28 protein-coding genes and 1 other annotated feature are annotated in these 22487 nt (G+C 39.7%); of the genes, 6 read left to right on the forward strand and 22 right to left on the reverse strand.

The features are described 5' to 3' along the window. From EAF07_RS10585 to EAF07_RS02790, 3 genes are all read right to left on the reverse strand, one after another. Positions 1-171: a hypothetical protein gene (locus EAF07_RS10585; RefSeq protein ID WP_183121646.1), complete on the reverse strand. Its 171-nt coding sequence runs from the start codon at positions 169-171 to the stop codon at positions 1-3. After that, positions 171-683, reverse strand: coding sequence for a dihydrofolate reductase (locus EAF07_RS02785; RefSeq protein ID WP_121834771.1), 513 nt, complete (start codon positions 681-683; stop codon positions 171-173). Before EAF07_RS02785 ends, EAF07_RS10585 begins: the two co-directional genes overlap by 1 nt. A gap of 118 nt (positions 684-801) precedes the next feature. After that, complete coding sequence (locus tag EAF07_RS02790; RefSeq protein ID WP_121834772.1) at positions 802-1662, reverse strand: thymidylate synthase; 861 nt, start codon at positions 1660-1662, stop codon at positions 802-804. A gap of 479 nt (positions 1663-2141) precedes the next feature. Between EAF07_RS02790 and EAF07_RS02795 the strand changes: the two genes are divergently transcribed. From EAF07_RS02795 to EAF07_RS02815, 4 genes are all read left to right on the forward strand, one after another. Further along, positions 2142-3314 (forward strand): hydroxymethylglutaryl-CoA synthase, encoded by a 1173-nt coding sequence (locus tag EAF07_RS02795; protein WP_121834773.1) that lies wholly within the window; start codon positions 2142-2144, stop codon positions 3312-3314. Then, complete coding sequence (locus tag EAF07_RS02800; RefSeq protein WP_121834774.1) at positions 3304-4575, forward strand: hydroxymethylglutaryl-CoA reductase, degradative; 1272 nt, start codon at positions 3304-3306, stop codon at positions 4573-4575. Before EAF07_RS02795 ends, EAF07_RS02800 begins: the two co-directional genes overlap by 11 nt. A 131-nt stretch (positions 4576-4706) precedes the next feature. Continuing rightward, positions 4707-4916 (forward strand): helix-turn-helix transcriptional regulator, encoded by a 210-nt coding sequence (locus tag EAF07_RS02805; protein ID WP_121834775.1) that lies wholly within the window; start codon positions 4707-4709, stop codon positions 4914-4916. A 356-nt stretch (positions 4917-5272) separates the two neighbouring features. Beyond that, complete coding sequence (locus EAF07_RS02815) at positions 5273-5797, forward strand: DUF3278 domain-containing protein (RefSeq protein ID WP_121834777.1); 525 nt, start codon at positions 5273-5275, stop codon at positions 5795-5797. Between the two features lie 110 nt (positions 5798-5907). Here the strand turns inward: EAF07_RS02815 and EAF07_RS02820 are convergent, their stop codons facing one another. After that, the gene (locus EAF07_RS02820; RefSeq protein ID WP_121834778.1) at positions 5908-7050 is read right to left on the reverse strand and encodes an Mbeg1-like protein; all 1143 of its coding nucleotides are present in this window, start codon (positions 7048-7050) and stop codon (positions 5908-5910) included. Positions 7051-7156: 106 nt separating this feature from the next. Between EAF07_RS02820 and EAF07_RS02825 the strand changes: the two genes are divergently transcribed. After that, positions 7157-7783: a Pr6Pr family membrane protein gene (locus EAF07_RS02825; RefSeq protein ID WP_121834779.1), complete on the forward strand. Its 627-nt coding sequence runs from the start codon at positions 7157-7159 to the stop codon at positions 7781-7783. A gap of 532 nt (positions 7784-8315) precedes the next feature. Here EAF07_RS02825 and rplT read toward each other — a convergent pair. From rplT to EAF07_RS02850, 5 genes are all read right to left on the reverse strand, one after another. Continuing rightward, a complete protein-coding gene (rplT, locus tag EAF07_RS02830; protein ID WP_000124834.1) occupies positions 8316-8675 on the reverse strand; it encodes a 50S ribosomal protein L20 in 360 nt (119 codons plus the stop codon). A gap of 49 nt (positions 8676-8724) precedes the next feature. Then, positions 8725-8925, reverse strand: a complete 201-nt coding sequence (gene rpmI, locus EAF07_RS02835; RefSeq protein ID WP_027974444.1) for a 50S ribosomal protein L35 — start codon at positions 8923-8925, stop codon at positions 8725-8727. Between the two features lie 36 nt (positions 8926-8961). Continuing rightward, entirely contained in the window at positions 8962-9492 is a 531-nt protein-coding gene (gene infC / locus EAF07_RS02840) for a translation initiation factor IF-3 (protein WP_027974443.1), read from the reverse strand. 13 nt (positions 9493-9505) lie between these two features. Then, positions 9506-9630, reverse strand: a sequence feature (ribosomal protein L20 leader region). Positions 9631-9653: 23 nt separating this feature from the next. Further along, on the reverse strand, positions 9654-10334 hold the full coding sequence (cmk, locus tag EAF07_RS02845) for a (d)CMP kinase (RefSeq protein ID WP_121834780.1): 681 nt from the start codon (positions 10332-10334) through the stop codon (positions 9654-9656). A 10-nt stretch (positions 10335-10344) separates the two neighbouring features. Next, a complete protein-coding gene (locus tag EAF07_RS02850; protein ID WP_121834781.1) occupies positions 10345-10848 on the reverse strand; it encodes an SAG1386/EF1546 family surface-associated protein in 504 nt (167 codons plus the stop codon). Between the two features lie 45 nt (positions 10849-10893). Here EAF07_RS02850 and EAF07_RS02855 point away from each other — a divergent pair, with 45 nt between their 5' ends. Continuing rightward, a complete protein-coding gene (locus EAF07_RS02855; protein ID WP_121834782.1) occupies positions 10894-11091 on the forward strand; it encodes a ferredoxin in 198 nt (65 codons plus the stop codon). Here the strand turns inward: EAF07_RS02855 and EAF07_RS02860 are convergent. The 13 genes from EAF07_RS02860 to EAF07_RS02920 form a co-directional block, all read right to left on the reverse strand. Next, entirely contained in the window at positions 11078-11569 is a 492-nt protein-coding gene (locus EAF07_RS02860) for an EbsA family protein (protein WP_121834783.1), read from the reverse strand. The genes EAF07_RS02855 and EAF07_RS02860 overlap by 14 nt on opposite strands. Positions 11570-11652: 83 nt before the next feature. After that, positions 11653-12882 carry a peptidase T gene (gene pepT / locus EAF07_RS02865; RefSeq protein WP_121834784.1) on the reverse strand — a complete coding sequence of 410 codons (1230 nt, stop codon included), beginning with the start codon at positions 12880-12882 and terminating at the stop codon, positions 11653-11655. Positions 12883-12894: 12 nt separating this feature from the next. Further along, positions 12895-13761 (reverse strand): 16S rRNA (cytidine(1402)-2'-O)-methyltransferase, encoded by an 867-nt coding sequence (gene rsmI, locus EAF07_RS02870; protein ID WP_121834785.1) that lies wholly within the window; start codon positions 13759-13761, stop codon positions 12895-12897. A 104-nt stretch (positions 13762-13865) separates the two neighbouring features. After that, positions 13866-14195, reverse strand: a complete 330-nt coding sequence (gene yabA / locus EAF07_RS02875) for a DNA replication initiation control protein YabA (RefSeq protein ID WP_121834786.1) — start codon at positions 14193-14195, stop codon at positions 13866-13868. Between the two features lie 15 nt (positions 14196-14210). Then, a complete protein-coding gene (locus tag EAF07_RS02880; protein WP_121834787.1) occupies positions 14211-15074 on the reverse strand; it encodes a DNA polymerase III subunit delta' in 864 nt (287 codons plus the stop codon). After that, on the reverse strand, positions 15071-15715 hold the full coding sequence (tmk, locus tag EAF07_RS02885; protein WP_121834788.1) for a dTMP kinase: 645 nt from the start codon (positions 15713-15715) through the stop codon (positions 15071-15073). Before tmk ends, EAF07_RS02880 begins: the two co-directional genes overlap by 4 nt. A gap of 84 nt (positions 15716-15799) precedes the next feature. Next, positions 15800-16459 carry a CBS domain-containing protein gene (locus tag EAF07_RS02890; RefSeq protein WP_121834789.1) on the reverse strand — a complete coding sequence of 220 codons (660 nt, stop codon included), beginning with the start codon at positions 16457-16459 and terminating at the stop codon, positions 15800-15802. A gap of 106 nt (positions 16460-16565) precedes the next feature. Beyond that, complete coding sequence (locus tag EAF07_RS02895) at positions 16566-17480, reverse strand: YihY/virulence factor BrkB family protein (RefSeq protein ID WP_121834790.1); 915 nt, start codon at positions 17478-17480, stop codon at positions 16566-16568. A gap of 36 nt (positions 17481-17516) precedes the next feature. Next, complete coding sequence (locus tag EAF07_RS02900) at positions 17517-18377, reverse strand: methionyl aminopeptidase (protein WP_121834791.1); 861 nt, start codon at positions 18375-18377, stop codon at positions 17517-17519. Between the two features lie 50 nt (positions 18378-18427). Continuing rightward, complete coding sequence (gene spxR / locus EAF07_RS02905; protein WP_121834792.1) at positions 18428-19711, reverse strand: CBS-HotDog domain-containing transcription factor SpxR; 1284 nt, start codon at positions 19709-19711, stop codon at positions 18428-18430. 100 nt (positions 19712-19811) lie between these two features. Next, positions 19812-20369 carry a GNAT family N-acetyltransferase gene (locus EAF07_RS02910; RefSeq protein WP_121834866.1) on the reverse strand — a complete coding sequence of 186 codons (558 nt, stop codon included), beginning with the start codon at positions 20367-20369 and terminating at the stop codon, positions 19812-19814. 150 nt (positions 20370-20519) lie between these two features. Continuing rightward, complete coding sequence (locus EAF07_RS02915; RefSeq protein WP_121834793.1) at positions 20520-21647, reverse strand: sensor histidine kinase; 1128 nt, start codon at positions 21645-21647, stop codon at positions 20520-20522. Beyond that, a complete protein-coding gene (locus tag EAF07_RS02920; RefSeq protein ID WP_121834794.1) occupies positions 21644-22333 on the reverse strand; it encodes a response regulator in 690 nt (229 codons plus the stop codon). Before EAF07_RS02920 ends, EAF07_RS02915 begins: the two co-directional genes overlap by 4 nt. Positions 22334-22487 lie beyond the last annotated feature (154 nt).

Consider the following 22487-nt stretch of genomic DNA (forward strand, 5'->3'; position numbering starts at 1 on the left):
TTAAAATAGATTGCCATAAAAGGCTTGAATCGTCGCTACAAGGTTGCTAATCGCATTAAGCAGGAAAAAGATTGCTAACCCATAGCGCTTTTTTTTTAATGCTGGTCCAACAGCAAGTACGCAAATCGCGCAGAGGCAAACCGTAAAAACACCAAAAAGACTGCGTTGCACTAGTTTTCCTCCTTTTTATCAAAAATCGAGATGGTAAAAGCATAAGGATTTTTATCATCTCTTTGAATCGTTTGTTCTGAGACCTGAGTCATGTGATCATCAGCCAAGGTTGGAAAATAAGTATCTCCCTCAAGTTCTGCATGAATTGTCGTCTTAATCAGACGATCGTAGTGACCTTCGAAGGCTTTATAAATCACAGAACCTCCAGCAATATAGAGATCTTTTTCTTGTTGGTCAAACCAAGCTAGTGCTTCTTCAACCGTATGAACGACTGTCACACCTTCAGCACTATAAGTCATATCACGTGTTAAAACAAGCGTCTCACGTCCCGGTAACGTACGGCGTTTCATACCGTCAAAAGTCACACGTCCCATCAAAAGCGCCTGTCCCATTGTCGTGTCTTTAAAATGTTTTAATTCTGCTGGCAAATGCCAAGGCATGGTTTGATTTTTTCCAATAATCCCATTTTCAGTCTGTGCCCAAATCGCAATAATTTTTTTATCTCTTGTCATAACTCTAGTTTACCAAAAATGTGTCAAAATTGCTTGATTTTAACCAATTCTTTCCGCAATTCTTAACAGCGGTTCAAGTGATTAAGCTTAAATCCTTATTAAGAATTAGCTATTGTCATTAGATGGCTAAGTCAAATTTTAGTTGGGGTTTGACAGGCTCATAGTCAACCAATTCAAAATCTTCTGCTCTGATATCAAAAAAATTGGTGCCATCTGGGACATTAAGCACTAAACGCGGTTTCTTATCAGATGGTGTGCGACGCAACAATTCTTCTGCCTGCTCAAACTGATTATCGTAGATGTGCAAGTTATTGATGAAGTAGAAGAATTTTCCGACTTCCCACCCAAAATGTTTTGCAATCATCATTTGCAGGGCCACATACTGCATAGCGTTAATATGATGAGCTACCAACATGTCGTTTGAACGTTGTGTTAGCGTTGCATCCAGATAAATCTTACCTTCAACACGGCGGACATCAAACATGGTTTGGAAGGCACATGGTAGAAGCCCTGCTGTTTCTTCAAACGCCTCGTAGTCCCAAAGTGAAATCACATTGCGACGATTCCAAGGATTTTCTTCTAACTGCTTCAAGATTTTAGCAATGATATCGTGTTTTTTGACCACAGCTCCGTAACGTTGACCGATTGAACGTTGGTCCCCATTGTTAGCAGAAACGCCAGCCACTTCCCAGTCATTCCAATAATGAACATTATATTTATCTTCTAGCACATCAAGGCTATTAGACTGGTCCTGATAAATCCAGAGCATTTCTTTGATAGCAGCCTTAATCGCAATTGGTCGAAGGGTCGTAATAGGAAATTCACCTTTGCTCAAGTCATATTCAGCAAATGCACCTGTGACGTATTTAGAATTGGCAACGGTCCCATCTTTATACTTCGGTCTTGCCTGCTCAGACCACACACCTTCTTCTAAAATTTTTCTGATATTTTCTTTGAAAATAGCATCCGCTTTTGTCATTTTACGATCCTTTCTTATACTGAAATCACTTCTCTATTTAAAACGAGGTGTTACCTTCACACCTCATCAGAATGAGTAGCCATAGATAATAACCACAAAAATCTTTTACATCACATCATCCCCATAGTCGCTCTGCTATTTTACCTAAAATCGTCCTAAAAATCCAACGAAAAAATTGGTCCTAAGTCCTAGGGCATTTTGAAAAATTTATGATAAAATGGTCAATGGAAATCATTACTAAAAAACGCTATCTAAGTGACTTCGTGTCTTTTAGATAGTCATAACATTACATTAGAATCAGAAACTATGCTGATGAGCACTGCGTTTCAAGACCTCACTTTTTCGAGGTATCTCACTTGCTCAACTCCACCGTCATAACTACTGACAACAAGAAAGTTGGACATTGCTCCCACTCTCTGTTATTGCTAACGCCAGTGACTTTGACATGACTATAGTTTCAATCCTTTGGAGAAATAGAAATGAGTATTGGAATTGATAAAATTGGGTTTGCCACCTCAAAATATGTCCTCAATATGAGCGACTTAGCAGAGGCACGTGGGGCTGAACCTGAAAAATTTTCGATAGGGCTTATGTTAGACGCCCTAAGCATTACACCGATTTCAGAAGATATCGTTACTTTGGCGACGTCAGCAGCTCAAGAAATCTTGACTGAACAAGATAAATTAGATATCGACATGGTTATCGTCGCTACCGAGTCAGGTATTGACCAATCAAAAGCCGCTAGTGTCTATGTGCATAGTCTCTTAGGTATTCAACCTTTCGCGCGTTCTTTTGAGATGAAAGAAGCCTGCTATGCGGCAACGGCTGCGCTTAATTACGCTAAACTTCATGTGGCTACAAAACCCGACAGCAAGGTTTTAGTCATTGCGTCAGATATTGCCAAATACGGAATTGGTTCTGCTGGAGAATCTACTCAAGGAGCAGGAGCTGTTGCCATGCTCGTCAGTTCAAATCCCCGTATTCTCAGTTTTAACGATGACAACGTGGCACAAACGCGTGATGTCATGGATTTTTGGCGACCAAACTATTCGACAACGCCTTTTGTCAATGGTATCTATTCAACGAAACAATATCTTGACAGTTTAAAAACAACCTGGACTGAATATCAAAAGCGCAACGATACCGATTTGAAAGAGTTCGCAGCTGTCTGCTTACATCTGCCGTTTCCAAAATTAGCTCTTAAAGGGCTGAATAAATTAATGACCAAAGAGTTACCAGAAGAAAACAAAGCGCAGCTATTAGCTAACTTTGAACGTTCCATCGTTTACAGCCGAAAGGTCGGAAATATCTACACAGGTTCCCTTTATCTAGGACTTCTGTCACTCCTTGAAAACAGCGAAACCCTCAAGGCAGGAGACAAAATTGGTCTGTTCTCTTATGGCTCAGGAGCTGTTTCAGAAATGTTTTCAGCCACTCTTGTTGACGGTTACCGAAAGATGCTTAACCCCTCTCGGCTTTCTGAATTAGATGAGCGCCAACCACTTTCTGTGGCAGACTACGAGAAACTCTTCTATGAAGAAGCTCTTTTAGATGAGAATGGCACAAATACTTTTGCAAACTACAAAACTGGAAACTTCCGCCTCACAGGCATCGAGCAACACCAACGGATTTATACAAAAAATGACAATTAACTGGACTGGATTTTCCAAAAAAACACCCTCAGAACGACAAACGCTCCTTTCAGAACTCTTATCAGATGATAAGCAGGAGCTATTAACTAGCAATCAACAGTTATCTATTGAAACTGCCAATCAAATGGCAGAGCACGTCTTAGGGACTTTCTCATTACCTTTTTCTGTTGCCCCTGATTTCTTGATTGATGGTAAAACTTACCATATCCCCATGGTAACTGAGGAACCCTCAGTTGTCGCTGCTGCTAGCTTCGCTGCTAAGCTCATCAAACGCTCAGGTGGTTTTACGACAACAATTCACAATCGGCTGATGATTGGTCAGGTCGCCCTCTATGATATTAAGGATAAAAAAATAGCAGAGCAGGCAATTTTGTCTCATAAAGCGCAGCTTTTATCCCAAGCTGACCAAGCCCACCCCTCTATCGTTAAACGTGGTGGCGGAGCCCGCGACATCTGGACAGAAGAAAAAGGAGACTTTCTCATTCTTTATTTGTCGGTTGATACGCAAGAAGCCATGGGAGCTAATATGCTCAATACCATGTTAGAAGCTCTCGTCCCTACTTTAGAAGAATTGACTGATGGACAAAGTCTAATGGCGATTTTGTCCAACTACGCCACAGAAAGTCTCGTCACTGCCGAATGTCGTGTTGATTTGCGATTTTTAAGCAGAGATAAGGCAGAAGCTCAGCAATTAGCCCAAAAAATGGAACTGGCAAGTCAGCTAGCTCAAGTGGATCCTTATCGTGCCGCTACCCATAATAAAGGGATTTTCAACGGTATTGATGCCATCGTTTTAGCAACTGGAAATGACTGGAGAGCCATAGAGGCAGCTGGACATTCCTTTGCTAATCAAAGCGGAAATTATCGTGGCTTATCAACCTGGCATTATGACAAGGAAGCTCAACAAGTGGCTGGTAAATTAACGATGCCAATGCCAATCGCTACCAAGGGAGGCTCCATCGGACTAAATCCGACCGTCCAAGTCGCTCACGACCTTCTCGGTAATCCTACCGCAAAAGAACTGGCAAGCATTATCGTCTCAGTTGGTTTGGCGCAAAACTTTGCTGCCTTAAAAGCATTGATAGGAACTGGTATTCAGGCAGGGCATATGAAACTTCAAGCCAAGTCTCTACTACTCCTAGCTGGCGCAACCGAATCAGAAGTCACTGCACTTCTTCCAAAATTACTCCAAGAAAAACACCGTAATCAGGAAACCGCACAAGAACTTTTAATGGCTTTAAGAAACAACAAAAATGAGTAGGCAAATCTTACTCATTTTTATTATTTCTTCTAAAATTTGTATCATTTATAATTGACATGTCACATATATTGTACTATACTTATGGTGTAATATATATGTGACACTATCTTATCCATGAAAGAGAGGACCTCATGAACCGTGTAAAACACTATCGGACGCTGGCTGGCTTATCCCAATTAGCACTCGCTAAAGAAGTTGGGGTCGCTAGACAGACTATAAACCTCATTGAAAACGACAAGTATAATCCCTCTCTAGACCTCTGCATTAAGCTAGCAGAAACACTAGAAACTGACCTCAATACACTATTTTGGAAAGTAACAACAAAAGGAGACAATCTATGAAACCCTTGCAAAAATTTAGCGGACTTACTATTTATATTATTTTAACCCTTATCTCACTTCTTTACACTGGCCTACTATTTCTATTAGATTCGCCATATGGTATCTTTGATCTTTCACTAGTCATTATCCTAGCATTTATTTCCTATATCTCTTTTCAAAAAATTGATTGGCGACAATCTCCTAGGATAGAAGTAATTCTTTGTATTTTGGGAATTCTCTCCTATAGCTTTCCACCTCTATTTTCTTTAATACTATTTGAAAACACTCCCTTATTCAGTGGTATTGGTCTCATTTTTCCCTATATCTTATCTGGATATATTTATATCAAAGCATTTCATTATTAGAAAGGTAAAATCATGAAAGAATCTTTATCTACCAAACTCATCAAACATTTTTTTGGCATCGCAGGAGAATTAGATGAACACCGAAAACAAGTGATTGGCAATATCAGCAGTAAAATCGCTGTTCTATCCTTCTATTTTATCATGATTCAGACGGTCATACTGCTTATCTCTCTCGTTCCTGATAAACCTAATACAACTCCTGTCGCTATAGGTATCCTGATCATTGATTTTCTCTATATCATGGGGATTTCTTTTTATCTCATGTATAAGGTAGAAGATGCTCAGATTACTGACCTCGATGTCGAAGAAGACCGTTATGAACTTACTTTAAAACAAGCAAAACGTTCTGCTCTCAGAAAAGGTATCCTAATGACCATTGGTTTTCCATTTTTAATGTCTCTATTTAATATTGCCAAACCAGATTTTAACTTTATTGCTGACTTTTTTAGTATTAAAAGCCTTATTTCGGGACTAGTATACGGTATTCCTATGTGGTTGTTTATCCGTGCTATGATGATTTCTCGCATTAAAAAATAATTTGACTACCAACAGTCTATTCAACCTATCGACTTCACTCTAGGCTAATATTACATATTTAAGCTTAACGATTAAAATTTTAAAAAAAGAGTAAAAGTTCAATATTGCTTCTACTCTTTTAATTTCCATTTTTTTAATAACTCATCAAAATCCCATCTGGGTTTAAAATTGGGCTTACTATTTTGAGCGAAGGCTGCTACTAGGTTCCAAAGTGATTTGTGAAGCAGGGCTTGTTGCTTTTTATCCAACTGGTTCATTGTTCCCAATGCAGATAAGAGTTTCGATGCCGCAGCTTTACTGGTCAGGTCATTAAGACTCGTAATTCCTGCTTCTATTAAGGTATCAAACAGTAAATCAACAATCAATTTAAGTTCTGATTTGGTTAATTCTGAAACCCATTGGTCAAACGTTTTATCCAGTTGCTTACTGAGATTTGTTGGTTCAATGCCGATAAAATGCCCCTGTTCTGAAATTTGCCAAGTCGTCACGGCATGTTGTGCTACTCCAAATTGATTAGCATCTATGATAAGCGGTAAAACATCCAATTGTAGCATAACACCCACAATAGATTCTTTTGGTCTAATGACGATAAGTTTATTTCTAATGGACTGGTATCCCTCTTTTTTGAAAAATGTTGGAGTAAAGCCTGGGGCATCCAGCATAAAAACAGCTTTGATTTTCTGTTGAAGCGCAGCGTTTTGATGACTGGCTGCATAGACTGCCAAATTGCCACCCTTGGAATGCCCTGTCACATAAACTGGCTGCTCTGCTTTTTCCAAAAACGCTTGAAGATATCTAACCGCAGAACGCTGTGCTGGAATCTCGCTCATATAGGTCAATTTGAAATCTTCTTTCCAACCAATCAATGTGTCATCTGTCCCTCGAAAAACCAGTTGCAAATGCCCAATAGAGGGGAGGTGAAACACCATTGCCGCAAACTGCTTTTCAAACTCTTCGCTAATATCATTGACATAATGAGATAAGGCCAAATCGGCAAAACGTTTACTGTTAAGGATAACCTCAAAAAGATCTACTCGCTCCTCGGTGAGCATAAAATCATTCTGTCTATTAGCTTTTGCCTTGATAAGAATCTGCTTCATGTCATCAGAGGTAAGAGGAGTGGTCATCTTAATATAGTTATCAAAGGGGAGATAAGCCAACTCATTAAGACACACAACGTCCACTTCATTTAATGCTAATTGTTCGAAATCTTTTTCTGCGACAACTTTGACATAATCATAAATCGTTGACATTACAACCCCTCCTTTAATCTTTTTGATTGTACAAATTTTTCTATCGTCAGTCAAGGATAAAAGTGATATAATATAAACTAGTTTGATTTTCAAAGAAAGGATTTTTATGTCAAAAACACAACTTTATCGCCTTATGATTGCTATCTGCGGTCTTATCGGAGTAAGTATGCAAATTTATCAAGATGGTTGGGGAATGCTCTTATACTATACTGTAATCTCTAATATTTTGGTATTCAGCTTTCTTTTCTTTATCATTGGTTGGGAAGCTAAATGTGGTCCAATTAGTCACAATAGTACGTTACTTCGCCTGAAAGGGGCTGTTACCATGGCAATCGCAATCACTGCTGTGGTTTACCACTTCATGCTTGCGCCACTGGCAGAGCCAGATGCGTATTGGAATATTCGTAACTTCCTTGTTCATTACATTGCCCCAATTGGACTCATTCTTGATACTCTCATCCTTGATAAGAAAAACAGCTATCGCTGGTTTGACCCACTTACTTGGACATTTTTCCCTTTGGGATACTTTGCCTTTGCCATCTTTAATGGCATGATTTTGCAGCTCCCTATCCCTGGCGCCAAAGATAGCCCTTATGCTTATTTCTTTATCAATGTTAATAAATTTGGTTTCCAAAAAGTTCTCATTAATTCACTTATGATTGCTTCAGCCTATGTCGTTGGAGGCTATCTCCTTCTTTTAGTCAAAAAAGCTATCGGCACCAAGCATAGTTAAACACAATGAATCATCAACTGAAGAGACTTGGCAAAAAGTCTTAAAAATAGTAAATGGCTTAGATTAACGTCGTCAAAAAACGTTGATTCTAAGCCATATTATTTTGTTCAAATTTTAACAACGGGTCTAAACTTTGATACTCTATAAAAATCAAAATTAGATGGAGAGAAAAATATTTTCTTTTCTCTAAAGTCTTCTCATGCGGCTGGCACTCCAACAAAACTGTGGATTTATAGCTTTAGCTACTAGGAGAGTTGAGAATTATCGCTTTCTACTTATACAGCTACAGTGTCCAAGATGACAAAGTAGATATTATGAGAACTGTCCACTGTGGTGAAAGAAACGGTTTACCCCCTTACTTTCACTAACCCATCAAAATAGAGGCTATAAAAATCTAATTTTGATTTTGAATGAGTATGAGTTTCTGTCCAGTCTCTTCATTTCCCAAAACTTTTGAGCGTTCGCACTTTTTAATACTTAACAAAAATCAAAATATAAAAACGACCTCAATCGAGATCGTTCAAATGGTAAATTATTTACCTAATTTTGCTTTAGCTGCATCTGCAAGAGCTGTGAAAGCTGCTGCATCGTTAACAGCAAGGTCAGCAAGCATTTTACGGTTTACTTCGATTTCAGCAAGTTTCAAACCATGCATCAATTGTGAGTATGACAAACCATTCATACGAGCAGCCGCGTTGATACGAGTGATCCACAATTTGCGGAAATCACGTTTTTTCTGACGACGGTCACGGTATGCATAGTAGTAAGAGTTCATTACTTGCTCTTTTGCAGTACGGAACAAGATGTGTTTTGCTCCATAGTAACCTTTAGCTAATTTAAGAATACGTTTACGACGTTTGCGTGATACAACGCCACCTTTAACACGTGCCATTTATATTTTCCTCCAAATAATTCAGTAAGTAGTTGAATGCTTTTAGCGATTAACGCATTTGAGTAAGCATTGCTTTGATACGTTTGAAGTCACCAGCATGTACCATGCCTGCTTTACGCAAGTGACGACGTTGCTTTTTAGTTTTACCGTGGAAACGGTGTGACGTGAAAGCACGGAAACGTTTAAGTCCACCAGAACCTGTACGTTTGAAGCGTTTAGCTGATGCACGGTGTGTTTTTTGTTTTGGCATTTTAAAATTCTCCTTAAAATAATTTACAATGACAAGCTACTTCTTGTCAGGGATTGGTGCAAGCTGCATGAACATTTGGCGTCCATCCATTTTAGCGCGTTGCTCGATAATGGCAATATCTTGCGTTGCTTCAGCAAAGTCAGCCAATACTTTTGCCCCAATTTCTTTATGGGTAATCATACGTCCTTTGAATCGGATAGAAACTTTGACTTTGTTTCCTTTTTCAAGGAACTTACGTCCATTACGAAGTTTTGTCTCAAAGTCACCCTTATCAATAACTGGGCTAAGACGAACTTCTTTAACCGTTACAACGCTTTGTTTTTTACGTTGCTCTTTTTGTTTCTTCTGATACTCAAACTTGAACTTCCCATAGTCCATAATTTTGGCAACAGGTGGCGTCGCTTGCGGCTGGATAAGAACCAAGTCAACATTTGCCTGATCGGCAATAGCTTGCGCTTCTGACAATGGTTTGATACCTAATTGTTCACCTTCAAGACCAACCAAACGAACTTCGCGAACACGAATTTCGTCGTTGATGAATAGATCTTTTTTAGCTATGATCTTCACCTCTTCATTTTTTTAGAGAAAAACAAAGCGGACTTGATATTCCAAGCCCGCACGCATAGTTCTACTTTGTAGAATTTGACATGTTGGGCCAGACAACCTAAGTCGCAAGGCGAGAAGTTCTCACTTCTGCTTTTCTCATTGTTATTATTATAACAGAGAGCCTAACCCTTGTCAATAATTTTATTTGCTTTTTCTTCAATAAATGTTACAACACCCTCAATAGAGATACCTGTTGTATCGAAAGTAATCGCATCCTCTGCTGCTTTTAGAGGAGAGACTTTTCGGTGACTGTCTTTGTAATCACGCGCAGCGATTTCTTCTTTCAAGGTTTCAAGGTCTGTAGGAATTCCTTTTTCCTTATTTTCCTTAAAGCGACGCTCTGCTCTTTCATCAACAGAAGCAACTAAGAAAATCTTAAGTTCTGCGTCAGGCAAAACAACCGTTCCAATATCACGACCATCCATGATAATAGCTCCACCTTCAGCAATACGACGTTGTTGAGCAACCAGTTCTTCACGGATTTCAGGCAAGGCTGAGACCCAAGAAACATTATTGGTGATATCATTTTGACGAATCGCCAGAGTCACATCCGTATCGCCTAAGTAAACTAACTGATTACCAGAAGTGTCTCTGCTAAAAGAAATGGGATGCTTAGCGAGCTCTTCTAAAATCAAAGAGACATTTTCTTCTGTCAACTTATTTTTCAAAGCTAGATAGGTCGCACAGCGATACATAGCTCCCGTATCAAGATAGGTATAACCAAGGTCTTTTGCAATAATTTTAGCTACTGTTGATTTCCCGCTTGAAGCTGGTCCATCAATAGCAATTCTAATATCTTTCATAACTTACTTTCTAATCGATGTAAACCACATCGCCAGGATTTGCCCACCACGTTCCACCAGGTCCTGTCATTTTCTCAGGATTTAAAGCGTAGAGTTTATCTAAAGAAATTCCCGCACGTGCAGCAATGGCACCTGCTCCTTCACCAGCTTCAACAACCGTTGTACCACCATTACGCACAACTGCTTCTGTCTGACTAACACTTGTTTCACTTGTTGTCTCAGTCATTTCTTCTGAGTTCAAAGACGTTTCTGCTTCATTTGTTTTAGTCTCTGATTTTTTAGCATCCGCTTGACTCGTAGAAGCTCCATAAAAACCTGTTGTAGCTTCTTCTCTGTCTGTATTTCCATTTGACGTATAGAACATAAATAACAAGATGCCAACAAAAATGACAAAAAAGATACTGAGCAAAATGGTTAAAATTGGTGTCTGAATCCCTACCTCTTTATGTTTTTGTCGCGAGTTTCCTGCTTCTTCCTCAGGAAATACTTGCTCTTCCCATGGTTCTTTACTCATGATTTCTCCCTTGTTAAATCTAAAAATTCGTATTACAATGATACCATGAAAGTATCTATAATTCCAGAAAAATGTATTGCTTGCGGCCTATGCCAAACCTATTCAGCAGCTTTTGATTATCACGATGACGGAATTGTCAAATTCACTGATAGCGATTTGCTCACTCAACAATTTGATGACTCAGATAATGACACTCTTCTTGCCGTCAAATCCTGTCCAACCAAGGCTCTTATAAACGAGTAGAAGCCTTCTTATCATCTTGATAGTGTTCAAAATAGTCTAACTTAATAAAATTATCCAAAAGCTCAACTTCTCCCACAAAATCCGGATGAATTGCAAGAGCATCTAAGAAGTATTTCTTAGGCCATTTTCTCATATAATATAACTGACTTTGACCATTTTTTAAAACTAAACTTAAAGTGGTTTTGGTCACTTCTATTTTCTCAATATCAGAAATGAGCACATAAGTTTGTTTCCAAAATTTGCTATCAACAATCTCTAAGCGACCATCATCTCCGATAATAAAGTAGCGATGAAATCCAAGGCTAAAGAGCGTTCCAAACACACCTATCATAACAAAAAATGCCATTGGAACGTCTGTTTTTTCATAGAGCATGGATAGACCAATAAAAATAGGTAAAAAGGTCAGCGACCAATAGATCAACGACCATGACAATTCTGGCTGCCAATGATATCTGATTTTACCAAAAAGTTTAATCATGCCACTTCCCCTTTCCATAAACAATCGACATAATAATCTTTCTTAAATCGTGGTTTTATTGTATCACAAATGTCGACTGGATTCTATTTTTTCTCTTTAAACGTCGAAATACCAATGATAACATCAACTGCTTTTTCCATGGTTTGTAGACTGACATATTCAAAACGACCATGCATGTTTTCACCACCTGCAAAGATGTTTGGTGTTGGAATTCCCATAAAGGAGATTTTAGACCCATCTGTACCGCCACGAATAGGCTCAATGATTGGCTTAATATCAAGATTTTCCATCACAGACTTGGCAATGTTAATTGGTGTCATGTCTTTTTCAATGACTTTTTTCATGTTATAGTATTGGTCGTGAAGGGTCAAAATGACACGTTCTTCTCCGAGCTCTGCATTCATCTTAGCAGCAATTTTCTCCATTTCAGCTTTGCGATTTTCAAAAGCCTCATCTTCAAAGTCTCGGATAATATAAGAGCTTGTCGCCTCGTCAACAGTCCCTCCTAAGCCATGCAAGTGATAGAAGCCTTCATAACCTTCTGTATGCTCAGGGCGTTCCCCAGCAGGTAGTTGATTATGGAAATCTATTGCCAATTGCAGAGCATTAATCATGCTATCTTTAGCTGTTCCTGGGTGAACATTTCGTCCGATAAAGCGGAGTTCCGCTGCGGCTGCGCTAAAGGTTTCATATTGAAGCTCACCAAGTGGACCGCCATCAATGGTATAAGCAAAATCAACGTTAAAGTCTTCAACGTCAAACTTGTTAGCACCAACACCAATTTCTTCATCTGGACCAAACCCAACACGGATTTCACCGTGTTCAATTTCAGGGTGGCTTGCAAGGTATTCAACAGCAGTCATAATTTCAGCAATACCTGATTTATCATCAGCACCAAGCAGTGTTGTCCCATCTGTTGTAATCAGGGTTTGCCCTTTGTAATTATTAAGGCTTGGAAAATCCTTTGGAGATAGGCTATAACCTGATGAACCAAGTGCAATATCACCACCGTCATAGTTTTCAATGACTTGTGGCGCAATATTTTCAGCGTTAAAATCAGCGGTATCAATATGAGAAATATAACCAATGGTGTGCTTGAACCCCTCACCATTAGTTGGTAAAGTACCAACGATATAGCCATTGTGCTCCAAATAATGCACATCAACAAGGCCAATGCGCTCCATTTCTGGTTTCAAGATATTGAGTGCAAATTCTGTTTGGCTTGGTGTCGATGGCGTTGTGGTGCTGTTTTCATCTGAACGTGTGTTAATTTTAACGTAAGTCAAAAAGCGGTCTAGTAAATTTTCGTACATGGTATTTCCCTTCTAAATCTTATGATAAGCATTATAAACCTCTTGACGGTTGAGGTTGTAAGTTTTAGCGACTTCTTTTATGGCTTGATTTGGCTTTTTCCCTTGAGAAATAAGCTGCGCAACCAAATCAGCTATATCTAAATTTTCTATCTTATCCTCTGTCATAACTTCTTCTGAAGCTCCTCCAACTAAAATCAAGCACTCACCTTTCAGAGGATGTTCTGATAGATAAGTTAAGACTTCCGAAATCTTTCCACGTTGGTATTCTTCATAAAGTTTGGTCAGTTCACGGACCACAACGATCTCACGGTCGCCATAGATTTCCAACATATTTTCCAGCGTATCAGATACGCGATATGGACTTTCATAAAAAATTTGGGTCTCTGGGTAGGCTTTTTTTTCTTGGAAAAAAGCTTTTTGCTGCCCTGCTTTTCTCGGTAAAAAACCATAAAAAATATGTGGCTGTGGCGCTAAACCTGAAGCAATTAAAGCTGTAATTCCAGCAGAAGCCCCTGGCAAAGCAACGACAGAAATGTCTTCTAAAATGGCTGCTTTAACCAAATCATGTCCTGGGTCAGAGATGGATGGCATTCCCGCATCAGATACCTGAGCCAGGCTTTTACCGTCTTTTAATAGAGCAATCAAGTCTGGTATTTTTTCAAAAGCATTGTGTTCGTGAAAGGAGATTTGTCTTGTCTCAATTTCAAAATGCTTGAGTAACAGTCCCGTATTTCTCGTGTCCTCTGCGCAAATAACATCCACACTCTTTAAGACTTCTACCGCACGAAAGGTCATGTCTTGTAGATTTCCAATAGGGGTTGGAACCAAATAAAGGGTTCCATAAGGTGATTTCCCCTTAAAGGATTTTTGAACTTGCATGATATTCTCCTTTTCTTAAGATACAGACAGCCATCAGTTCTAAAATCGTCAATATGAGACAAATCAAGACGATAATCTTGTTAGCTCTGATTTTCGCTTTCGCATTATTTTCGACTGTAGAGAAGCTCCATGCAAAAGGCACAGTCTTCCTTATTTTCACGGTGTTGCCCGTAAAAGTCATTGCAGACATGAAATCCTTCTTCGTAAATGGATTCCACATACTCCTTACCTCTAGTAGAGCTTTTCAAGGAATGTTGTTCTTCAACGACCAATTGGCTGAGATGTTCACGTAAAGCTGTGTTTTCCATACGTAAACGGGCATTTTCTTCAAAAACTTCTTGGACTTTTTTTCTCATGGCGTCCAACTCAGCTAGCGTCACCATAAACTGTTGAGAGAAGGATTCCATCTGTTCCAATAGTTCTTTTTTATTCATTCACTTTCCTTCTTTCTAAGCAATCACAAAATAATCAAGGGCATTTTGAAAGCTGACATTTGCTTGCCACATTTGTCTTGCATGATGGCAACGCGTTAGCAGTTTAGGATTTTTCTGCCGTGACAAGATGACCGTTAACAGCCTAAAAGCAAAGTCTTGGAGATCTTTTTCTGTTGCTATTTGAGCTAGTCTTGCTACTTCTAAGTAGGCCTTATTAGTCTCTTGCTCCAACAACTTAGCAAATTTATCTAGCACTTGTTCTAGCTCCAGTATTTTACTATTTTGGGACAAAGCTAGCGCTTCTTCTTCACTGGTAGCCACTTGCGCTAAGAGGCGTGACTGACTTTTTAAAAGACCTTTTTGCAGCAATAACTCTTCCAAATACTCTTGATTCTTTGGAAAATGAAAGAGTTGACACCGGCTTTTGATGGTTGGCAGTACTTTGCTATCATCACTGGTCAATAAAATCATATAAGACTGACTTTGAGGTTCTTCGATAAATTTTAAAAGACTGTTAGCGGCATTGCTGTGCATTTTGTCCGCATCCTTGATAATAAAAACTTGGCTTTCACCTTCAAATCCAGAGCGTGAAAAATCACGTGTCAACTCTCTAACCGTATCCGTCTTAATGACTTGCCCCTGCGGTTCAATGATTTTGACATCCGAAAATTCTTGTTCCTCAATTAGGCGACAAGACCTGCAATTTTCACAGGGGATACCATCTGATAATTGCTCACAAAAACGACTTTTGGCCAGCCAAAGAGCCATTTCAAATGAACCAAAACCACCAGAAAATAGATAAGCATGGCTCATACGGTTAGCCTGTAATATCTGAGAAAAAGTTTGATAATGTTTTGGCTGATACTGAGCTATGTTCATTTTTCTGCCTTTTCTAAAGCTTCCAAGATGATTTGGTAGGCATCTTCGATGACTTTTTCAAGCGGTTGACTGGCATCAATTGTCACGATGCGTTCACTTTCCTGCTCCGCCATTTTCAAATATCCCGAGCGAACTTTTTGGTGCATGCTAAGAGCTTCCAAATCAAGACGATTAACCTCCCGCTCAGCATTTTGTGAAATTCGCTCAAGACCAATCTCTGATGGCACGTCAAAATAAAGGGTCAAATCTGGCTGGTGACCATCAGTGGCATAGTGATTTAGCCAAGTAATGGCTGGAATATCAAGCCCACGACCGTATCCTTGATAAGCTACTGAACTGTCAATAAAGCGATCTACTAAAACCAGTTTGCCCGCGGTTAAAGCAGGCAAAACTTTTTCGGCTAAATGTTGGCGGCGAGCTGCAATATATAGCAGAAGTTCCGTTTTATCATCCATATTGGTGTGGCTAACATCAAGGATAATGTCTCGGATTTTTTCCGAAATGACAATGCCACCTGGCTCTCTAGTCGTGACGATGGTATCGCCTATTTTTTCTTGCAAACGTGGGACCAAGGCTTCTAAAACGCTAGTTTTTCCAGCACCATCTGGACCTTCAAAAGATATAAAAAGACCTGTTTTCATACGATCACTTTCTGTTTCTCATTTCTCTTATTTTACCAAAAAATCATGTAAAAAGCACTAGTAAATCCAACTAGTGCTAACAAACTAAAATCCTGCTTTAGCCTGTGTTTTCACAAGACTATCAATCGTCATTCCTTGAGCCTCTAATTTTTCTCTGAGGAGATCAAGGTCAAAAGTGCCATCAATTTGGACTTCCACAATCACTTTACCATGACGCTCGTCTGCAATGACGGTACGGCGGATATTGAGATTTTCATCTGAAATAGTCTTGATAATTTTTCCAAGAACACCGACGCTATCCTCAGTTAACACACGGACGCGAATCCCTTCTTCTCCATAGCCTGAAACACGGAGGAAGGTACGGAAGATATCCTTATCAGTAATAATACCAGAAACATAACCATTTTCTGCTACTGGAAGAACCCCAACATTATGCGTCATCATGAGAAAGATAGCATCTTCAAGACTGGCATAAGGATCCACTGTCACAACATCTTTAATCATAACATCGCGGATTTTCGTCTTATTGAGCAAATAATTCATCTCATAAATAGATAGACTTGTTGCCTTAGAAGGCTGCGCTTCTGCCATAGTTCCTTCGGTTACTAGACCAACCAAACGATCCTTTTCAATAACTGGAAGTCTGCGTAATCCTTGCTCTCGCATTAAATCTGCGGCATGGGCTACTGTCGTTTCTGGAGAAACATAGACGACTTTTCTAGTCATAAAATCTTTTACTGCCATAGGGATTCCTCCAACTTTTTTGAGTTTATTATACCATTTTTTTGGAAAGGTTTACATAAAAAATATGAAATTAGATTGAAAAAATGAGTTAAATCATCAGAAAATCTTATTTCTGCTCGCGTTTTTCTCGTCTGTCTTGAATAATTTGTAATACATCTCCACGTCTCGTTTCAATGTCTCCTTCACGTCTGCGTTGGAAAGATGAATTCAACACAGCACCGATAATGAGAATTTTAGCAAAGAAAATAAACCAGAACATGACCACAAAAATAGCCACCGAACCAAAGAAGCGTAAATCTTCTAGCCTAGCTGCCGCCAAATTAAAATAGGCACCAAAAAGACTGGTCGTCAGCAAAAGGACAATACTTGTAAATAGGGTTCCTGGCAATACATTTCGCAACCGTTTAACTTTCACATTCGGCAGGATAAAGTACAGCAAGCCAACGGCAACTAAAAAGACGATAAAGGTTAAAGGCTGGGTCAGATGAGACAGATTATGATAGAGTGATTGGTCCATGTTCAAATGCTGATAAATAATGTCCAGCACCGCTTTTCCAAAAGTAGAAATCACAATCGCCAAAATCAGAAAAAGGACTAAGATCACGCCAGACAAAACACCGATTGCATGAGATAAGACAAAATCGCGATGCTCTTGAACGTCGTAAGCCTTATTGATAGCCTTCTGTAAAAAGGTCATACTTTTGGAAGTCGTCCACAATCCAGTCACAATGGAAACCCACAAAAGACCGCTTGACGAGGTATTGAAAATATTGCGAACAATACTAGCCGTACTCAGATAAAGTTGATGAGGTAAGGTATCTTCTAAAAAAAGCAAGAGTTCGCTGGTATCTATCTGGAGATAAGGGAAAATATTTGCCAACAAAATCAAGAAAGGAAACATCGTTAGCAAGAGGTAATAAGCCACTGCAATACTCGATAAATCCATCTCTGAGGCCTTATAATGTTCAAGAAAAAAAGCCAAGAACTGACTATTTTGCAAACGACGCCATAGTTTTTTCATCTTGACTTTACTCCTTTATTTTTTTCAATGAATGCACTAATATGTTCTCTCTTCACCTTGGCTGGTCAAGATGACAGGTCCATCTTTAGTGATAACAAATTGATGTTCATATTGGCAAGATAGGCCACCATCAAGCGTTTTATGTGCCCACCCTGTCTTCATATCAGTGTCAATTTCCCAAGTTCCGGTGTTAATCATTGGTTCAACGGTTAAGACCATCCCCTCTTTCAAGCGAAGCCCTCGACCTGCGGTTCCATAATTAGGTACCATTGGTTCTTCATGCATAGTTGGTCCAACACCATGCCCAACCAAATCTCTCACGACGCCATAGCCACGGCTTTCAGCATATTCTTGGATAGCTGCTCCGATATCCCCGATGCGGTTACCTACGACAGCTTTTTCGATACCAAGATACATGGCTTCTTTAGTAACTGCCATAAGATTTTTTACTTCATCAGACACATTTCCAATAGCATACGCCCAACAAGAGTCTGCCAAACCACCTTTATAATCCTCAGTGTACTTTTTCATCTCAGCCACATCGTCAAAATTAAGTTTTGACACATCTAGCACCGCTTTGTCCAAAGGCTCTGACAAGACCATATCTACCTTAAGAAGATCGCCATCTTTTAAAATGTAATGACGGGGAAAAGCATGCGCAACCTCATCATTAAGCCCGCAGCATGTCGCATATGGGTAATCCATCACATGACCGTCTACACCGATTTGAAGAGGTAAGACATTTTCCTCCTTACAACGGCGACGAACATACTCTTCAACTTCCCACATGTCTACGCCTGGTTTTAAAAGGTCACGAAGACCGATGTGGATAGAAGCAAGAAAGTCTCCTGCCCTATCCATAGCTTCAATTTCACGTTGTGATTTTAAAGTAATCAAATTTTTCTCCTTTAGTTTTAGTTTCGTTTGATATCGTTCAATTGATAATTCTAGGTTGTTTTAGTCGTTACCATAGCCTTGGCAACCATTTGATTTTCCAAGTAGATATCAATATCCAAAATACTGCTACGGCGACTTTCCATCACCACTTTTGGAACAATGGTCAGGTGATCATCAATTTGAACTGCCTCTAAAAAGTATATCATCATTTGATCAATAATGACATTCTTTTTACTTTTTTTGGTTAAAATGCGATGCGCTACTTCTTTAAAGTATTCAGCTAAGACTCCCTGAGCTAACTGCCCTAAGTGGTCTAACATCACTGGCTCAACAACGAATGAAAAATCATCTTTTTCATGATGCAGATGAGCCAACATTTGTTCGCTGTAGGTGTGAAGATTCGGGTGACGAAGATTTTGCATGCCTTCCAAAATTTGACGACGAGTAATCACACCTAAAAGTGTCAAATCATCAGCCACAACAGGCACCATATTATAATCTTCAAAAATCATTTTTTGGCTAATATTAGCAAGACTGACACTCGGCTTTGTGGTAAAGGGAATACTGGTCATCACTGTCTCTATTTTTTCATCTGGATCGACTTGGGCAACGTCACGCATGCTAACCACACCAACGACTTTTTCATCCGCATTGGTTACTGGAAAACGAACATGGTTGGTTTTCTTGGTCAAATGATGAAAATCTTTCACGGTGTCTGTTGCTTGTAAGTAACCATATTCTGACTTGAATTGGTATATTTCATCAACCGTTTTGACGTCCGTTTTGATACGGGCATTAGACAGCGCTTGGTTAATCATAGTCGCCACGCTGAACGTATCATAACCTGTTACCATGACAGGAATTCCTGTCTGCTCTGCCATTTCCTTAACCTTAGCAGAAACCGAAAAACCACCTGTAACAAGGACAGCATTTTGGTGTTCCAAGGCCAAAAGCTGGATGTCCTCACGGTCACCGACAATGAGAAGTCCCGAATTAACAAGATAGCGCAGGATGTTCTCACGGGTCATGGCACCAATAGAGAATTTGCTAAATTCACGCCCGAGCCCCCCAGCACCTGCAACAACATCAGAATCTGAGATGCGAGCAATTTCAGCATAGGTCAAGCGATCTAAACGCACGCGCATTTTTTTATCCACACGAACCGTTCCCGACCGTGGTCTTGTCTCTACAATTCCACGATTTTCTGCCTCTTTAATCGCACGGTAAGCCGTCCCGTCGCTCACCTTGAGGTGGTTGGAAATCGAACGAACGCTGACCCTTTTGCCAACCGCCAAATTTTCGAGATAATCTAAAATTTCTTGGTGTTTACTCATAAAAAAGATACCTATCCTGCTTTACGAACTAGCCAATCTCTCATCGGATATCCGCTCAAAAAAGCAGGGCATTTCCTTTCATCAATCTCTGATTCATTAGTTATCTTGTCATTTTAATATTCTCTTTGGTCAGCTCATAATCTCGATATCTGCGCATTTTATGTGTGTAACGGTCACTTCCTTTATAATGACGGTTCACTTTAAAACCAGATTTTTCTGCAACACGCTGACTTGCCTTATTTTCCTCATGTGTAACAAGGCGGAGCTTCTTTAACCCAAATTCTTGAAAACTCAAAAAAGCAATGGTTTTTAACGCTTCCGTGGCAAAGCCCTGACCTTGAAACTCTTTTTTAACAAAGTAACCTAGCTCTGCCCATTTTTCAGAAAGGTCCAACTGATCAAACTTGATGGCTCCGATAAGCTCTCCTGACTGTTTTTCCTCAAGCGCCCAAATGCCTAAAGGACTTTTCAAAAAGCCATGCACCAACAAATAATCACTTTCTTGCTTGGTCGCTTTCAAGGGAAAGATAAAATCCAAGTTATCTGGACAACTTGCAATCGCATAGAAACTCTCCGCATCCGCAAACGAAAATGGTCTCAGGTACAGATGCTCTGTCTCTATAACAGAATACGTCGCCAAAGCAGTTAAAATATCCAAAACAGCGCCTTTCTTGAGAATAATCACCTATATTATAACATAACTATGGCCTTTCTTTTATATAACAGATGAAAAAGACAAGGAAAAAACGTTAAAACTTGAGGATATGCTCTCATTTTTTAACGTTTTTAAAGAATTAAGACAAGCTAGCTATTTACTAAAAGCAATAACAAAGGCAACACCATCTACGGTATTACGAGCCGATATTTTCCAACCATGTTGCTGAATGATGGTTTTGGTGAGTGCCATTCCAATTCCTGTTTTTCCGTGTTTGCCAGTATAAAAACGGTCAAAGAGGTGTGCTAAATCTTCCTCGCTTAATTGCAGTCCGTCATTGGCAATGGTCAGGCTTTTTGTTGTGACTGTCACTCTGATATAGGTCTGGGCATAGCGCAGGCTATTACTCAAAATATTTGTCAGAGCACGTTCTAGCTGTGCGGGATCTGCTAATACTTCCACATTTGCCAGTTCCTCTTGCACTTCTAGATTTTGCTGACGAGCTTGGAAGGTGATGGGATAAAGACAATTTTCCAGAACGTCACTCAGCGAAACAGGAACTTTTTCGATTGCCAGCGCACCACTCTCCAAGCGCGACAGGTGCAAAATTTCATCCACTAGGTGACGCATTTTTTCTGTCTCTTGTAGGATATTCTGACTAGCTTCTTGCGACGACAACAAGTCGTTGCTTAAACCGTCTGCATAACCTTGAATGACCATCAATGGCGTTTTCAGTTCATGAGAAGCATTTTCAAAAAATTCCTTTTGCTGATGACGCTCGCGTTCAATCTTAGCCCCTAGACGCATTCCTAAATTTCCAGAACCCAGCAACCCCAGAACAAGAATAAACAGCAACAACACAGTAATATAGTGCACCAGACGAATTTCTGGTGTAACTTCCACCACAATCATCACCTTTTCCTGTCCCACATCTGCCACACTAATATAGTAATCATTTCCAGATAAGTGCACAAACTGAATTTCGTGATTTTTCACATGTTGCTTCGCCCATATCGCCAAAGACTCTAACGTCTCTTGGGAATCCTCATCCATATTGTCTTTAAGCTGATAATCTTTGGTTAAGGGAACGTCTAATCCATACAAACGTTCAGAAATAATGACATTATATTCTTCTGAATATTCTAAAATACTATCTTGAATGGCAACCTGCGCTTCCTGATGAATATAGGTCATCATGCCGACATAAAAACCAATCAGAATCAACCCACTGGTCACAAGACTGACTAAGATAAACCAGATTCCGACACGTTTTTTCGTCATGCCAACACCTCCAATTTATAGCCATATCCCCAAACGGTTGAAATAGCGACATTTGATTGTGCTTGACTGAGTTTTTTACGAACTCGGCGAACCGTTTCATCTGTCGTCCGTGTTTCAATCGTCGCATCAATGCCCCAAACCTCATCTAATAATTGCTCCCGTGAAATGGCTCGTCCAGCCCCTTCCATCATAAATTTTAGCAGTTGTAATTCAGTCTGACTGAGTGACAGAGCTTGATAAGAACACACTATCGCATGTTCATGATCAGAATAGGTTAAATCCCCAAATGTCAGCACCTCTTTTTCTGCCTTCGGCGACAGCATTTCAATCCGCCTAAAGATCGCCTTAATGCGACTCATCAAAATCGAAGGTCTAAACGGCTTCATCATGTAATCATCGCTACCTGAGTTAATGCCCAAAACATAATCCATGTCCGTATCTTTCGCTGTCAGCAAGATAATCGGCACTGTAGACTGCTCACGAATGAGTTTGGTCAATTCAAGCCCCGACCTTCCCGGCATCATAATGTCTAAAATGACCAAGTCGCAAGGATTGTGCTGAAAGGCGTCGTAAAGCGCATCTCCAGTCTCAAAAACCGTCACCTCATAGCCTGCGTCCACTAAAAATGTCGCCAAAATCTCCCGTATGCTCGCGTCATCATCTGCCGCAAAAATGCGTTTCGCCATCTGCCTCACCTTCTCTAACGTTTTTCTTATTGTGGGCTACACTTTTTAACCTGCCCCACTCAATCATTTATCTTTACTCTACCGAATTTTTACCGTTTAAGCAAGACCTCTCACGTGAAAGAAGCCTGAGAAAACAATCTCTCAGACTTCTTTT

Source organism: Streptococcus hillyeri, assembly GCF_003686955.1.
GTDB lineage: Bacteria > Bacillota > Bacilli > Lactobacillales > Streptococcaceae > Streptococcus > Streptococcus hillyeri.

Coding starts and splice junctions, on each gene's coding strand:
- EAF07_RS02785 (WP_121834771.1), bottom strand. CDS start 683: ATGACAAGAGATAAAAAAATTATTGCGATTTGGGCACAGACTGAAAAT.
- EAF07_RS02790 (WP_121834772.1), bottom strand. CDS start 1,662: ATGACAAAAGCGGATGCTATTTTCAAAGAAAATATCAGAAAAATTTTA.
- EAF07_RS02795 (WP_121834773.1), top strand. CDS start 2,142: ATGAGTATTGGAATTGATAAAATTGGGTTTGCCACCTCAAAATATGTC.
- EAF07_RS02800 (WP_121834774.1), top strand. CDS start 3,304: ATGACAATTAACTGGACTGGATTTTCCAAAAAAACACCCTCAGAACGA.
- EAF07_RS02805 (WP_121834775.1), top strand. CDS start 4,707: ATGAACCGTGTAAAACACTATCGGACGCTGGCTGGCTTATCCCAATTA.
- EAF07_RS02815 (WP_121834777.1), top strand. CDS start 5,273: ATGAAAGAATCTTTATCTACCAAACTCATCAAACATTTTTTTGGCATC.
- EAF07_RS02820 (WP_121834778.1), bottom strand. CDS start 7,050: ATGTCAACGATTTATGATTATGTCAAAGTTGTCGCAGAAAAAGATTTC.
- EAF07_RS02825 (WP_121834779.1), top strand. CDS start 7,157: ATGTCAAAAACACAACTTTATCGCCTTATGATTGCTATCTGCGGTCTT.
- rplT (WP_000124834.1), bottom strand. CDS start 8,675: ATGGCACGTGTTAAAGGTGGCGTTGTATCACGCAAACGTCGTAAACGT.
- rpmI (WP_027974444.1), bottom strand. CDS start 8,925: ATGCCAAAACAAAAAACACACCGTGCATCAGCTAAACGCTTCAAACGT.
- cmk (WP_121834780.1), bottom strand. CDS start 10,334: ATGAAAGATATTAGAATTGCTATTGATGGACCAGCTTCAAGCGGGAAA.
- EAF07_RS02850 (WP_121834781.1), bottom strand. CDS start 10,848: ATGAGTAAAGAACCATGGGAAGAGCAAGTATTTCCTGAGGAAGAAGCA.
- EAF07_RS02855 (WP_121834782.1), top strand. CDS start 10,894: ATGAAAGTATCTATAATTCCAGAAAAATGTATTGCTTGCGGCCTATGC.
- EAF07_RS02860 (WP_121834783.1), bottom strand. CDS start 11,569: ATGATTAAACTTTTTGGTAAAATCAGATATCATTGGCAGCCAGAATTG.
- pepT (WP_121834784.1), bottom strand. CDS start 12,882: ATGTACGAAAATTTACTAGACCGCTTTTTGACTTACGTTAAAATTAAC.
- rsmI (WP_121834785.1), bottom strand. CDS start 13,761: ATGCAAGTTCAAAAATCCTTTAAGGGGAAATCACCTTATGGAACCCTT.
- yabA (WP_121834786.1), bottom strand. CDS start 14,195: ATGAATAAAAAAGAACTATTGGAACAGATGGAATCCTTCTCTCAACAG.
- EAF07_RS02880 (WP_121834787.1), bottom strand. CDS start 15,074: ATGAACATAGCTCAGTATCAGCCAAAACATTATCAAACTTTTTCTCAG.
- tmk (WP_121834788.1), bottom strand. CDS start 15,715: ATGAAAACAGGTCTTTTTATATCTTTTGAAGGTCCAGATGGTGCTGGA.
- EAF07_RS02890 (WP_121834789.1), bottom strand. CDS start 16,459: ATGGCAGTAAAAGATTTTATGACTAGAAAAGTCGTCTATGTTTCTCCA.
- EAF07_RS02895 (WP_121834790.1), bottom strand. CDS start 17,480: ATGAAAAAACTATGGCGTCGTTTGCAAAATAGTCAGTTCTTGGCTTTT.
- spxR (WP_121834792.1), bottom strand. CDS start 19,711: ATGAGTAAACACCAAGAAATTTTAGATTATCTCGAAAATTTGGCGGTT.
- EAF07_RS02915 (WP_121834793.1), bottom strand. CDS start 21,647: ATGACGAAAAAACGTGTCGGAATCTGGTTTATCTTAGTCAGTCTTGTG.
- EAF07_RS02920 (WP_121834794.1), bottom strand. CDS start 22,333: ATGGCGAAACGCATTTTTGCGGCAGATGATGACGCGAGCATACGGGAG.